At 66.4% G+C, this 12897-nt stretch carries 15 protein-coding genes; 11 read left to right on the top strand and 4 right to left on the bottom strand.

Annotation, left to right across the window (positions count from 1 at the left end):
* Positions 1-93 precede the first annotated feature (93 nt).
* Positions 94-582, bottom strand: a complete 489-nt coding sequence (locus EV560_RS19665) for a MarR family winged helix-turn-helix transcriptional regulator (RefSeq protein ID WP_131857494.1) — start codon at positions 580-582, stop codon at positions 94-96.
* Between the two features lie 102 nt (positions 583-684).
* On the opposite strand from EV560_RS19665, the gene hmgA reads away from it, so the two are divergent.
* On the top strand, positions 685-2043 hold the full coding sequence (hmgA, locus tag EV560_RS19660) for a homogentisate 1,2-dioxygenase (RefSeq protein ID WP_131857493.1): 1359 nt from the start codon (positions 685-687) through the stop codon (positions 2041-2043).
* 61 nt (positions 2044-2104) lie between these two features.
* Here the strand turns inward: hmgA and EV560_RS19655 are convergent, their stop codons facing one another.
* Positions 2105-3193, bottom strand: a complete 1089-nt coding sequence (locus tag EV560_RS19655; protein WP_131857492.1) for a TRAP transporter substrate-binding protein — start codon at positions 3191-3193, stop codon at positions 2105-2107.
* Between the two features lie 167 nt (positions 3194-3360).
* On the opposite strand from EV560_RS19655, the gene EV560_RS19650 reads away from it, so the two are divergent.
* The 7 genes from EV560_RS19650 to EV560_RS19620 are packed head-to-tail and all read left to right on the top strand — an operon-like array spanning position 3361 to position 8691.
* Positions 3361-4374 carry a fumarylacetoacetate hydrolase family protein gene (locus tag EV560_RS19650; protein ID WP_131857491.1) on the top strand — a complete coding sequence of 338 codons (1014 nt, stop codon included), beginning with the start codon at positions 3361-3363 and terminating at the stop codon, positions 4372-4374.
* Entirely contained in the window at positions 4364-5341 is a 978-nt protein-coding gene (locus tag EV560_RS19645) for an MBL fold metallo-hydrolase (RefSeq protein ID WP_131857490.1), read from the top strand. The genes EV560_RS19650 and EV560_RS19645 overlap by 11 nt, the downstream gene beginning before the upstream one ends.
* A 4-nt stretch (positions 5342-5345) precedes the next feature.
* Complete coding sequence (locus EV560_RS19640; protein WP_131857489.1) at positions 5346-5900, top strand: DinB family protein; 555 nt, start codon at positions 5346-5348, stop codon at positions 5898-5900.
* Complete coding sequence (locus EV560_RS19635) at positions 5901-7487, top strand: FAD-dependent oxidoreductase (RefSeq protein ID WP_131857488.1); 1587 nt, start codon at positions 5901-5903, stop codon at positions 7485-7487.
* Positions 7484-7687 carry a DUF2783 domain-containing protein gene (locus EV560_RS19630; protein WP_165923550.1) on the top strand — a complete coding sequence of 68 codons (204 nt, stop codon included), beginning with the start codon at positions 7484-7486 and terminating at the stop codon, positions 7685-7687. Before EV560_RS19635 ends, EV560_RS19630 begins: the two co-directional genes overlap by 4 nt.
* 36 nt (positions 7688-7723) lie before the next feature.
* The gene (locus EV560_RS19625; protein WP_131857487.1) at positions 7724-8263 is read left to right on the top strand and encodes a hypothetical protein; all 540 of its coding nucleotides are present in this window, start codon (positions 7724-7726) and stop codon (positions 8261-8263) included.
* 29 nt (positions 8264-8292) lie between these two features.
* Positions 8293-8691 carry a lysozyme inhibitor LprI family protein gene (locus tag EV560_RS19620; protein WP_131857486.1) on the top strand — a complete coding sequence of 133 codons (399 nt, stop codon included), beginning with the start codon at positions 8293-8295 and terminating at the stop codon, positions 8689-8691.
* A 172-nt stretch (positions 8692-8863) separates the two neighbouring features.
* Here EV560_RS19620 and EV560_RS19615 read toward each other — a convergent pair whose 3' ends face one another.
* Positions 8864-9448: a GNAT family N-acetyltransferase gene (locus EV560_RS19615; RefSeq protein ID WP_282568868.1), complete on the bottom strand. Its 585-nt coding sequence runs from the start codon at positions 9446-9448 to the stop codon at positions 8864-8866.
* A 91-nt stretch (positions 9449-9539) separates the two neighbouring features.
* Between EV560_RS19615 and EV560_RS19610 the strand changes: the two genes are divergently transcribed.
* Both EV560_RS19610 and EV560_RS19605 read left to right on the top strand, forming a co-directional pair.
* The gene (locus EV560_RS19610) at positions 9540-10067 is read left to right on the top strand and encodes a CreA family protein (RefSeq protein ID WP_131857484.1); all 528 of its coding nucleotides are present in this window, start codon (positions 9540-9542) and stop codon (positions 10065-10067) included.
* Entirely contained in the window at positions 10055-10768 is a 714-nt protein-coding gene (locus EV560_RS19605) for a hypothetical protein (protein WP_131857483.1), read from the top strand. Before EV560_RS19610 ends, EV560_RS19605 begins: the two co-directional genes overlap by 13 nt.
* Here EV560_RS19605 and EV560_RS19600 read toward each other — a convergent pair.
* Positions 10752-11084 (bottom strand): hypothetical protein, encoded by a 333-nt coding sequence (locus tag EV560_RS19600; protein ID WP_131857482.1) that lies wholly within the window; start codon positions 11082-11084, stop codon positions 10752-10754. The two genes, EV560_RS19605 and EV560_RS19600, sit on opposite strands and share 17 nt — an antisense overlap.
* A 312-nt stretch (positions 11085-11396) precedes the next feature.
* On the opposite strand from EV560_RS19600, the gene cysS reads away from it, so the two are divergent.
* On the top strand, positions 11397-12884 hold the full coding sequence (gene cysS / locus EV560_RS19595) for a cysteine--tRNA ligase (RefSeq protein ID WP_131857481.1): 1488 nt from the start codon (positions 11397-11399) through the stop codon (positions 12882-12884).
* The last annotated feature ends 13 nt before the right edge of the window (positions 12885-12897 follow it).

Here is a 12897-nt window from a genome sequence, read left to right as displayed (position 1 = left end):
CTCCCGCATGGCATATTTGCCGGGGTGCGGCAATTGCAGCCTGTTCCGCAGGAGTGGTTCCCACTTCTGCGACAAGACCACGCCCCAACTGCCCTAGCGCTCGTTTTCGTGATAGGTGCCGGCGAGATGGCGGCCGCGCTCGGTCAGGATCGAAAGCACGCGCTCGAACACGCGCAGTTCCTCCGGCGCCAGCCCTTCCGTCCAGCGCGCCTGGAAGGCGAGCGCCAGCGGCACGATCTCGGCATAGATCCGCGCGCCCGGCGCCGTCAGCGCGATGAAGGATTCGCGCCGGTCCTGCCGGTTCTCGCTGCGGGTGATGAAGCCGCGCTTCTCCAATTCGGTGACGGCCCGTGATACCTTGGTCTTGTGCATCTGCGACAGCTCGCCGATGTCGCGCGAGGTCAGCCGGCCGAATTCGCCGAGCTGCGCGATGACGCGCCATTCCGGGATGCCGATGCCGAAACGCTCGTCGTAGATGCGCCCGAGCGCCCGGCTCGCGAAGGAGCCGACGACATTGAGCCGGTAGGGCAGGAAGAGTTCGAGATGCAGCAGGTCTTGCGTGGAAGGCAGGTTCGTTGACATTAGTTTCACTTGCAACTAATTGCGCTGGTCGTCGCGCACGGCGTTGATTGTTCCGGAACCGGGGCGCTTGTCAAAACTGGTGGATAGCCGAGGGAGAAGCTCATGAACGTCCAGGCCAAGATCCAAGGCTCTCCGTCGGGGCAGGCGGGCACCGGCCCGCGCTATATGTCCGGCTTCGGCAACAGTTTCGAGACCGAGGCGCTGCCGGACGCGCTTCCGATCGGCCGCAACTCGCCGCAGAAGCCGGCCTATGGGCTCTATGCCGAGCAGCTCTCCGGCTCGCCCTTCACCGCGCCGCGCTCCTCGAATGAGCGCTCCTGGCTCTACCGCATCCGCCCGAGCGTCAAGCATAGTGGGCGTTGGAAGAAGGTCGACCGGGGCCTGATCCGCACCGCGCCCTGCCGCGACGAGGCCGACATGCCGATCGGCCAGCTGCGCTGGAACCCGATCCCGATTCCGCAGGAGAAGCTCACCTTCGTCAGCGGCCTGCGCACCCTGACCACGGCCGGCGATGCCGACACGCAGGCGGGCATGGCCGCCCATATGCTCTTCGTCACCGCCTCGATGGAGCGCGAATATGTCTTCTGCGCCGATGGCGAACTGCTCGTCGTGATCCAGGAGGGCAGGCTGCGCTTCTTCACCGAGTTCGGCATCATCGAGATCGAGCCCGGCGAGATCTGCGTCATCCCGCGCGGCGTCGTCTTCCGCTGCGAGCTGATCGCCGGGCCGGCCCGCGCCTATGTCTGCGAGAACTATGGCGGCGCCTTCACCTTGCCCAACCGCGGGCCGATCGGTGCCAACTGCCTCGCCAATCCGCGCGATTTCCTCACTCCGGTCGCAGCCTATGAGGATGATGAGGCGCCCTCGAAGCTTTACGCCAAATGGGGCGGAGAGCTCTATGCGACGCAGATCGGCCAGTCGCCGCTCGATGTCGTGGCCTGGCACGGCAATTACGCGCCCTATAAATACGACCTGCGCCATTATTCGCCGGTCGGGGCGATCTCCTTCGACCATCCCGACCCGTCGATCTTCACGGTGCTGACCGCGCCCTCCGAGACCGAAGGCACGGCCAATATCGACTTCGTGATCTTCCCGGAGCGCTGGGCGGTGGCCGAGAACACCTTCCGGCCGCCCTGGTATCACCGCAACATCATGTCCGAGTTCATGGGCCTGATCTATGGCGTCTACGACGCCAAGCCCGAGGGCTTCACTCCCGGCGGATTCAGCCTGCACAACATGATGCTGCCGCATGGGCCCGACGCCCAGGCCTATGAGCATGCCAGCACCAGCGAGCTGAAGCCGGTGAAGCTGACCGGCACCATGGCCTTCATGTTCGAGACGCGCTTCGCCCAGCGCGTCACCGGCTATGCCGCGGGCTCGCCGGCGCTCCAGCCGGATTACGCCGGCTGCTGGGAAGGGCTGAAGAAGCGCTTCGATCCGGGCAAGCGCGAGGCCTGGTAGCGCTACGAGCCGAGGAGCGCGCCGGGTCAGGTCCGCCTGACCCGGCATGTCCTTCCTGGGCTCACGAACGCGAGCGCAGCCGGTTCATGAAGGAGTCGTAGGAGAGCTCGGCGACCTGCCACCAGAGCAGGTTCTCGCCGCGGAAGGCGACCATCGAGTCGTAGCCCTTCTTGAACGCCTCGCTCTTGGCCGAGGTCTCGGCGTAGTACTCGTCCGCCGCCTTGAGGGCCGCTTCCATGATCGGCATCGGGAAGGGCTTGAGCTGCGCACCCTGCTGGATCAGCCGGCGCAGGCCGCCCGGGTTCACCGCGTCATACTTGGCGAGCATCCAGTTATTGGCAGCTTCGCAGGCATGGTAGACGATCGCCTGGTAGTGCTTCGGCAGCTTCTCCCACTGCTCCTTGCCGATGACGAGATGCAGCATCGCGCCGCCCTCCCACCAGCCTGGATAGTAGTAATATTTGGCGACGCGCACGAAGCCGAGCTTCTCGTCGTCATAGGGGCCGACGAATTCGGCCGCGTCGATCGTGCCGCGCTCGAGCGCGGGATAGACATCGCCACCGGCGATCTGCGTCGGCACAACGCCGAGCTTGGCCAGCACCGAGCCGCCCATGCCGCCGATCCGGAACTTCAGGCCGCGCAGATCGTCGACGCTCTTCAGCTCGTTGCGGAAGAAGCCGCCCATCTGGCAGCCGGAATTGCCGCAGGGGATCGAGTAGGCGTTGAACTTGGCCAGGGCCTCGTTGATGATCGGCTCGCCGCCGCCGAAATACCACCAGCTATGCTGCTGGCGGGCATTGAGGCCGAACGGGATGCCGGTGCCGAGACCGAGCGCCGGCTCCTTGCCGATGTAGAAATAGATCGGGGTATGCGCGCATTCGACGGCGCCGTTCTGCACCGCGTCGAGCGCCTGCAGGCCGGGCACGATCTCGCCGGCCGAGAATGTCTGCACCTGGAACTTGCCGTCGGTCGCGTCCGACATGAACTTCGCGAATTGCTGGGCGGTGCCGTAGATCGTGTCGAGCGACTTGGGGAAGCTCGATGTCAGCCGCCATTTCACCTCCGGCATGGACTGCGCGATCGCGGGCATGGCGATGGGTGTCGCGGCCGCTGCGAGCGCGCCGGTTTTCAGAAAGTCGCGACGTTTCATATGCTCTCCTCCCGACAGGCTTGTTGCGGTCTATTAGAGCATGTTCGGCAAAAGTGGCATGCACTTTTGCGGTGAGAACATGCAGATTGAGCTGGCGCGAATTCTGCCGTTCGGCCGTCCCGACCGAACGGAAAGGCGTGCTAGTCTCCTGCTAGGAATGAAAAGAGATGAAACTCGCCTCTCTCATCCATGGCCGCGATGGCCGTCTCGTCGTGGTCTCCAAGGACCTGACGCGCGCCACCGATGCCTTCCCCGTCGTCGCGACCCTGCAGGGCGCGCTCGACGACTGGGAGCGGCACGCGCCGCGCCTGGCCGATCTCGCCGAGGGGCTGGAGCACGGCTCGGTGCCGTCCTTCCGCTTCCACGAGCATGATTGCGCCTCGCCCCTGCCGCGCGCCTTCCAGTGGCTCGACGCTTCGGCCTACGTGAACCATGTCGCGCTGGTCCGGAAGGCGAGGGGGGCGGAGATGCCGGACAGCTTCTGGACCGACCCTCTGATGTACCAGGGCGGCTCCGACGCCTCACTCGGCCCGCGCCAGCCGATCCGCGCCCGCAACGAGGAGGACGGCATCGATTTCGAGGCGGAGATCGCGGTCGTGACCGGCGATGTGCCGATGGGCGCGAGCCCGGAGACGGCGCTTTCGGCGATCCGCCTGGTCATGCTCGCAAATGACGTGAGCTTGCGGAATCTGATCGCGAGCGAATTGCCGAAAGGCTTTGGTTTCGTCCAGTCGAAGCCGCCCTCGGCCTTCTCGCCCGTCGCCGTCACGCCGGACGAACTGGGCGACGCCTGGGCCGGCGGCAAGCTCTCGGGCGCCTTGCTCTCGCAGCTCAACGGCCAGCCCTTCGGCCGGCCTGATTCCGGCATCGACATGACCTTCGATTTCGGCGCCTTGATCGCCCATGCCGCCCGCACCCGCCCGCTCTCGGCCGGCACGATCATCGGCTCGGGTACCGTCTCCAACCGCGATGGCGATGGCGGGCCGGGCAAGCCGGTTGCGGAGGGCGGGCTCGGCTATGCCTGCATTGCCGAGCAGCGCATGGTCGAGACCATTCGCTCCGGTGAACCGAAGACGCCCTTCCTGCGTTTCGGCGACACCGTGCGCATCGAGATGAAGGATTCCGCCGGCCATTCGATCTTCGGCGCCATCGAGCAGGACGTGCTGCCCCATGTCGATTGAGACGACTGCGACTGACAAGCCCGCCTTCGCTTCCAGCGCCGATCTCGGCGAGAAGACCATCTCCTTCGACGAGATCGGCACGGGCGTCTACGCCTATACCGCCGAGGGCGATCCCAATACCGGCGTGGTCGTCGGCGATGACAGCGTGCTCGTCTTCGATGCGCAGGCGACGCCGGCCATGGCGCAGACGGTGATCGACCGGGTGCGAAAGGTCACCGACAAGCCCATCAGCCATGTCGTGCTCTCGCATTACCACGCCGTGCGCGTGCTGGGCGCACCGGCCTATGGCGCCCGCGAGATGATCTGCTCGGATCTCGCCCGCGAGATGATCGTCGAGCGTGGTGAGCAGGACAAGGCGAGCGAGATCGGCCGCTTCCCGCGCCTGTTCCGCGGCGCCGATTCGATCCGCCCCGGCCTGACCTGGCCGACGACGACCTTCTCCGACAGCATGTCGATCTGGCTCGGCAAGCGCGAGGTCAGGCTGATGAAGCTCGGCCGTGGCCACACCGCCGGCGACATCGTCGCCTGGATCCCCGATGCGCAGGTCTCCTTCGCCGGCGACCTCGTCGAATACGGCGCGACGCCCTATTGCGGCGACGCGCATTTCACCGACTGGCCCGGGACGCTCGACCGGCTGGCGGCCCTGGGCTCGGCCGCGATGGTGCCAGGCCGCGGCGCGGCTCTGACCGGCGCAACCATGGTCGCCGACGGCATCATGGGCACGCGCGCCTTCCTGAGCGATCTCTACGAGGCGGTGAAGCGCAGCCGGGCCGCCGGCCATTCACTGCGCGAGACCTTCGAGCGCGCTCATGCCGCGCTGAAGCCGGCCTATGGCGGCTGGGTCATCTTCGAGCATTGCCTGCCCTTCAACGTCTCGCGCGCCTATGACGAGGCTGGTGGTCTCGACCATCCCCGCATCTGGACCGACGAGCGCGACCGGCAGATGTGGGTCGATCTCAGGGGGTAGGGCGATGTTGGCGGCGCTTCATTTCCGCAAGGCGGCCCGCAACAATGCCTGGTCGAATGATCGCCTGCTGGGTGCCTGCGAGATGCTTGGCGAGGCGGAGTTCACGGCAACGCGTACCAGCTTCTTCCCCTCGCTGCACGCGACGCTGAACCATAATCTCTCGGTCGATCTCTATTATCTCGACATGCTCGAAGAGGGCGGGATCGGCCTCGCGATCTTCGACAGGTTCGAGCCGCTGGGCGCCGGCCCGTTGCGCAGCGCCCAGCTTGCGACCGACCGCCGCCTGATCGCCTTTTGCGACGCGCAGGACGAGGCCTCGCTGCCGCGCCTGGTCGAGACCGATCGCGGCGAGGAGGGCATGGTGCCGGAGCGCATCGACGATCTGCTCGCCCATCTCTTCCAGCACCAGATCCACCATCGCGGCCAGGCCCATGCGATGCTCGCCGGGACCGGCGTCCCGCCGCCGCAGCTCGATGAATACTTCCTCGTCTTCGACGGGCCGCGCCGCATGGCGGAGCTGGCTGCGCTCGGCATCGAGGGGCCGGAGGCTCTCCGCTAGATGGTCGGCGGCCATTATCGCCAATTCGCCTATCGCCGCTCTGCCGACCAGGATGCGCGCTCACCCGCACATCACCCCGTCGCTATCATCGGCGCCGGCCCGGTCGGCCTGACGCTGGCGCTCGATCTGGCGCGCCGCGCCATCCCTGTCGTCCTGCTGGATGATTCAGACCGGATCGGCGAGGGCTCGCGCGCCATCTGCTTCGCCAAGCGCACGCTCGAGATCTTTGACCGACTCGGCCTCGCCGAGGCGATGGTCGCGAAGGGCGTCACCTGGCAGACGGGCAAGGTCTTCCACGGGCAGGACCAGCTCTACGCCTTCGATCTCCTGCCGGAGCCCGGCCACAAGCAGCCGGCCTTCATCAATCTCCAGCAATATTACGTCGAGGCGGCGCTGGCCGACGCGGCCGAGGCGGAGCCGCTGGTCGATCTGCGTTGGGCGAACCGCCTGAGCGATATCGCGCCCCGCAATGACGGCGCCACCCTCACCATCGAGACGCCGGACGGTCCCTATCGGCTCGATGCCGCCTGGGTCGTCGCCTGCGACGGCGCCCGCTCGCCGACGCGGTCCCGGCTCGGGCTGGACTTCCATGGCGAGGCCTTCGAGGACCAGTTCCTGATCGCCGATGTGAAGATGCGGGCGGAATTCCCGACCGAGCGTTGGTTCTGGTTCGCGCCGCCCTTCCATTCCGGCCAGTCGGCGCTGCTGCACAAGCAGCCCGACGATATCTGGCGCATCGATCTTCATCTCGATCGCGATGCCGATCCCGAGCATGAGCGGCATCCGGAGACGGTCCGTCCGCGCCTCGAGCACATGCTCGGCCATGGCGATTTCGCGCTGGAATGGGTCTCGGTCTACCGCTTCCACTGCCGCCGGCTGGAGCGCTTCGTCCATGGCCGCGTCGTCTTCGCCGGCGATGCCGCCCATCAGGTCTCGCCCTTCGGCGCGCGTGGCGCCAATTCCGGCATCCAGGACGCCGACAATCTCGGCTGGAAACTGGCGCTGGTACTGCAGGGCAGGAGCCCGGCCTCCCTGCTCGACAGCTACGATAGCGAGCGCATCCAGGCCGCCGACGAGAACATCCTGAACTCGACCCGCGCCACCGATTTCATCGCGCCGCGTTCGCCGGGCGAGCGCATCCTGCGCGATGCCGCGCTGGCGCTCGCGCCGCGCACCGGCTTCGCCAAGCGCTTTGTCAATTCCGGTCGGCTCTCGCTTCCGACCGCCTACGAGGCCTCGCCGCTCTCGACGCCGGATCGCGCCTGGCAGGGCGGCATTCCGCCGGGCGCGGCCTTCGTCGATGCGCCGCTGAGCGCTGCTGCGCGGCCCTGGCTGAGCGAGGCGCTGGGCGAGGGCGGTCCGGTGCTGCTCGGCCATGGCCTCGATGCCGAGGCGCTCGTGCCGGCGGGCGTGACCGTGATCGGCATAACCCCCGGTCCGGACGAGGCCCTCATCCGCCGCTATGCCCTGGCGCCGGGCGATGCCTACCTGCTGCGGCCGGACGGGCATGTCGCCGCCCGCTTCCATCATCCGACGCGCGCCGAGGTCGCGGCCGCGATCGAGCGACTCGAGGGACGTGAGCCATGACGCTGGTCGACGAGCTTGCCACTCATTCCCGGTTCAGCGATCCCGACGCCGCCTATCGCCTGATCGCCGAGGCGCATCGTCATCTCAGCGAGGCCGAGAGCGCGGCGCTCAATGCCAGGCTCGTGCTGATCCTGGCCAACCACATCGGCGATATCGAGATTCTGCGTCAGGCCTTGGCGCTTGCGCGCGAGGCGGGCTAGTCTCGCCTTCGCCTGCCCGCCGGAGCCCTCTCAAAGATGACCGAGCTCGAGTCCGTTCCGCTCTATTCCACCATGATCCCGCTCGGCTTCTTCGTCTGGGGGCCGGTCCTGGTGATGCTGATGTTCTGGCTCACCGGCCTCTGGGCCAGCCGCCAGGGCGTGGCGCGCATGCTCGAGAGCGACTGGAACGGCTTCAACGCCGCCGATGTCGAGAAGCTCTTCGCGGCCTATGGCGAGGAGCGGCGCAACAAATACCGCCGCAAAGTGCTGCCGGCCGATGTCGCCTTCGCGCTGGTCTATGCGATCATCGGCGCCCTCATCCTCGCCGGCGTCCTGACGCGCGGCTATCCCTGGTGGGTCGCCGCCCTGTGCGGCGGCGGCTGGCTGCTCGGCGGGCTTTGCGATGTCGCCGAGAATTTCGCCATCGCCCGGCTGCTCGACAAATATCCCAAGGTCGAGCCCGGCGACGTCGCCACCGCCAGCCGGTTCACGCAGGTGAAGCTCGTCCTGTTCGCGCTCGGCATCGTCGGCGCGCTCGCCGCGGTCTACCTGGCCTTCAAGCCGCTGGCGGCCTGACGCATAGGCCCGAGAAGTGGAGGCCTGTGATGCACCGCTTGTCCGTGCTGATCCTGCTGGGCGGCCTCGTCCTGGCGCTGACCAGGCCGGCTGCCGCCGATGATATCTACGACAAGTGTATCGACGCGTCCGACGGTACCAACACGGCCTGGGGCCTGTGCGGGTCGGAATGGCTGAAGCGCGAGGACGAGACACTCAACACCACCTGGAAGCGCATCTATGAGGGGCTTCCCGCGGCGACCAAGGCGGACCTCCTCGAAGAGCAGCGCGCCTGGAACGCCTTCAAGGAAAAATCCTGCCTGTTCTACGCCAATGGCGACTGGGGCCGGGAAGGACAGGTCCTGCATTTCCCGACCTGCCGCGCCACGCTGATCGCCGAGCGCACGGCGACGCTGGAAGCCTATGGCGCCTTCTTCACCCAGAAATAGCGCTCAAGCATTTTCGAGCGAAGTGAACCCCGGTTCGCGTGAAGAAAATTCGTCAAAACAAAGGGATAGAGAATTTCCGCGATTCAGGGACGCGCGGAAATTCTCTGGCGCATCGTCCCGAAAAGTGGCTTGCGGTTTTCGGAGAAAGCCGATGCGAAAACAAGGAGCCGGATCATCTGACCGGATACGATATCCGGTCCGATGATCGAGCGCGCGCCGGTGAACCGGCGAGCCAGGCAGCCCGGGTCAGGCGGCAGAAGGCGCAGAGGAACTGCGGATCGCCCATCATCCAGGACGGCCGGTCCGCCTCCCGGCTGAAGCCGAGCCGCTCGGCCAGCCGGAGCGAAGCTGCGTTGAGCGGATGCGTCAGGATCACGATGTCGCGCAGGGCGAGCGCATCGAAGCCGTGGCCGAGCAGGCTGCGCACCGCCTCGGCGGCATAGCCCTGGCCCCAGTTCCGTGCCTCGAAGCGATAGCTGAGCTCGATCTCGGCACGCCCCTCGCGCTGCGGGATCAGGCCGACATAGCCGAGGAACGCCTCGGGGGCGTCGCGGTGGCTGACGCTCCAATAGCCGAGGCCCTGTTCGACATGGGTGAAGCTGCGCCTGGCCAGCCCCTCGACGCCCATCAACGGGTCGCCGACCGGCGCAATATAGCGCATCACCTCGGGATCGGCGTTCATCGCGGCGATCGGCTGCAGATCAGCCATGGTCCGCGGCCTTAAGATCAGGCGCTCACTGGTGAGGACCGGCTGCATCTTGCTAGGCTTTCGTTCGGCGACTCTGGCGCGATCGGTTGCGAGAGCCCATATCCGGCCGCGGCGGACCGGAGAAGTCGGAGATTTCGAAATGCGCGCACACGGCATCATGTTTATTCGCGCCCTCGCTGCGGCGGCTGTGGTCGCCTGGGCCGGATGGGCGGCACCGGCCTCGGCGCAGGAAGACCTGATCTTCAAGAAATCCACCGTCTGGAAAATGCTGACCCCGGACGACAAGCTCGCCGTCTATGGCGTCGACGATCCTATCGTCGAGGGCGTCGCCTGCCACTACACAGTGCCTGAGAAGGGCGGCGTCTCCGGCATGTTCGGCGTCGCCGAGGAGGTCTCGGAGATCTCGCTCGCCTGCCGCCAGATCGGCCCGATCAGGTTCAAGGAGAAGTTCGAGCAGGGCGATGTCGTCTTCCGCGAGCGCCGCTCGCTGATCTGGAAGAAGATGCAGATCGTGCGCGGCTGCGACACCAAGCGCAACGTGCTGGTCTACCTGGTCTATTCCGACAAGCTGATCGACGGCTCGCCGCAGAACTCGACCTCGACGGTGCCGATCATGCCCTGGGGCGGCACGGGCGATGCACCGAAATGCGCGGAATGGGTGAGGTGAGCGCCGGGGAGACCGCAACGGCCTCGCGTCCGCACAAGTTCGTATTGCAGGCGCGCGATCCGGTGACGGATTGCCCGGTCCTGGAGGCGCGTATTTCAATCGCCGATCCCGGCCCCCTTCGCCGCGCGCTCGGCATCGAGGAGGGCGAGGATCCCGATTTCGACGGCATCTACGACCTCGACGGCGACGATCTCGCCGCGCTCCAGCGACTGACGGGCCTGTCCTTTCCCCGCGATCTCGGCCCGGTCCAGATCGTTTCTTGGGACCCGCTTCGCGACGTGCCCTATCTCGTGCACACCGGGTACGAACTCGCCTTGATGCTGGAGCGCAGGAAACCGCTCGCTGTATTCAGCGATGCCTATCCGGCCGACTGGTTCGACGAGATGATTGCGCGGTTCGATCCCTATGTCGCCGGCGGCCGCGTTGTCAGGCGCCTGATTGACGAGCCGTTTGCTAAGCCACGCGTCGTGGACGGCCAGCGCTTCGACGGCATCCGACGCGTCTTTATCGCGCTACCGGACGAGGAATGGCGGATCGAAGCCTATCTTGCGCTCTGGCAGTCTCTCAAGACCGAAGGCTGGAGCGAGGAACGGGAGCGTCGTCAGGGCGAGCTCCTCGGCTACGAAGAATGGCAACGGGATTGGTGGGCAGCTCACCGCCCGGGCAAGGCCGTGCAGGCCGACCTCACTCCCCGCAGGTGATCGTCAGCGGCTGCTCGGCCTGGTCGACTTCGCTCGCCTTCGTCACGGTGCCCGTGAAATCCTCGCGCGCGGCGATGCCGAAAGCGGTCGCCTTGGTGAAGCCCTGCGACTCGCACCAGGCGTCGGCGACGATCTTGCCGCATTCGGAGGACTTGGAGGACAAGCAATCGGCGACGCCGTAGCCGTCGCTGGCCGGGATGATGAAGGTGCGGTTGGCATTGGGCGCAGCGACGGTCTTGCTCGGCGGCAGCACGGCGAGCGAGAGGCCCGCACCGATGATTCCGAACAAGCCGATCAGGGCGATGGCGCGGCGCATTCTCGTGGTTTCCTGGTGGTCCGACAGGCGAAGAACCGTCGACTCATGACGATGGTTCCGGCTCGTTAAATTTGAATGAATGGCGCTTTTGTGTCGGCGCTGCACTGCAGCAAAACGGGCCGCCCTCTTGACGCAAAGCCCGCGCACAGGCAATCAGTTTTTCATGACGCGGGCCATTCTCCGGATTTGCTTGATTTGCCGCTAGCTTTTGCTGGCCGGCTGCTCACGTCCTCGTCCTAAGCGAACCGACAACAGCGCCCCGGCCAGCGGCCAGGACTTGCTTGCCGTCGCCTTTTCGCCAGGACCGTTTCGATGTCGCAAACATTACGGCTCTACAACACGCTGACGCGGACGAAGGAGGTCTTCACCCCCGTCGATCCCGCCCATGTCCGTATGTATGTCTGCGGCCCGACGGTCTATGACTATGCTCACATTGGCAATGCCCGGCCGGTCATCGTCTTCGACCTGCTCTACCGGCTGCTGCGCCATGTCTACGGCGCAGAGCATGTCACCTATGCCCGGAACCTCACCGACGTCGACGACAAGATCAACGCCCGGGCGGCGCGCGACTTTCCCGGCCTGGCGCTGAACGAGGCGATCGGCAAGGTCACGCATGCGACCACCGCGCAGTTCCACAAGGACATCGCGGCGCTCGGCTGCCTGCCGCCCGATTCCGAGCCGCGCGCGACCGACCATATCGAGCAGATGAAGGCGATCATCGAGCGCCTCATCGCCCGCGGCGTCGCCTATGTCGCCGAGGAGCATGTGCTCTTCCATGTTCCCGCCGTGGCCGGCCTGAAGGACGCGCCGAAATACGGCTCGCTGGCGCGGCGCTCGCTCGACGAGATGATGGCCGGCGCCCGCGTCGACGTTGCGCCCTATAAGCGCGATGCGATGGATTTCGTGCTGTGGAAGCCGAGCCGCGACGGCATCGATCCCGGCTGGCCGTCGCCTGCCGGCATCGCGATGCCCGGCCGGCCCGGCTGGCATATCGAATGCTCGGCCATGTCGATGGCGAAGCTGCTCGAGCCGTTCGGCGGTGGGCTGCAATGCGACGATCCCGGCAAGAACGTCTTCGACATCCATGGCGGCGGCATCGACCTCGTCTTCCCGCACCATGAGAACGAGATCGCCCAGAGCTGCTGCGCCTTCGGCGGCGCCGGCGGCTCCGCGCGCATGGCCAATATCTGGATGCATAACGGCTTCCTGCAGGTCGAAGGCGAGAAGATGTCGAAGAGCCTCGGCAACTTCGTCACGATCAACGAGCTGCTGGAGACGCAGGGCTTCGGCGGGCGGACATGGCCCGGCGAGGTGCTGCGGCTCGCGATGCTGAAGACGCATTACCGCCAGCCGATCGACTGGACGGTGAAGGCGCTGGAGGAGGCCGAGCGCACGCTGATCGAGTTCTATCGCGCGGCCGAAGGGGCCGGGGAGGGCTCGCCTTCCGTCGGCCTCGTCGAGGCGCTCGGTGACGACCTCAACACCGCGCTGGTGATCGCGGAACTGCACGCGCTCAAGGCTGCGGCTGTCGATGGCTCGGCCGCCGATCGCGCACGCCTTTCCGCTTCCCTCGGCCTGCTCGGCTTCACCGGGAGGCTGAAGGCGCTGGAGCCCGAGCTTCAGGTCGATGAGGCGGTCGTGGACGAGCTCATCGCCGCCCGCCTCGAAGCCCGGCGCGCCAGGAACTTCGCCGAATCCGACCGCATCCGCGACGAGCTCGCCGCCATGGGCATCGCCCTCAAGGACGGCAAGGACCCAGCGACCGGCGCGCCGGTCACGACCTGGGAAGCGAAGCGATGAACCGCGACCGCGC

The sequence above is a fragment of the Allobosea sp. BK604 genome (genome assembly GCF_004341515.1).
Taxonomy (GTDB): Bacteria; Pseudomonadota; Alphaproteobacteria; order Rhizobiales; family Beijerinckiaceae; genus Allobosea.
This window is presented reverse-complemented; position numbering and strand designations above follow the sequence as displayed.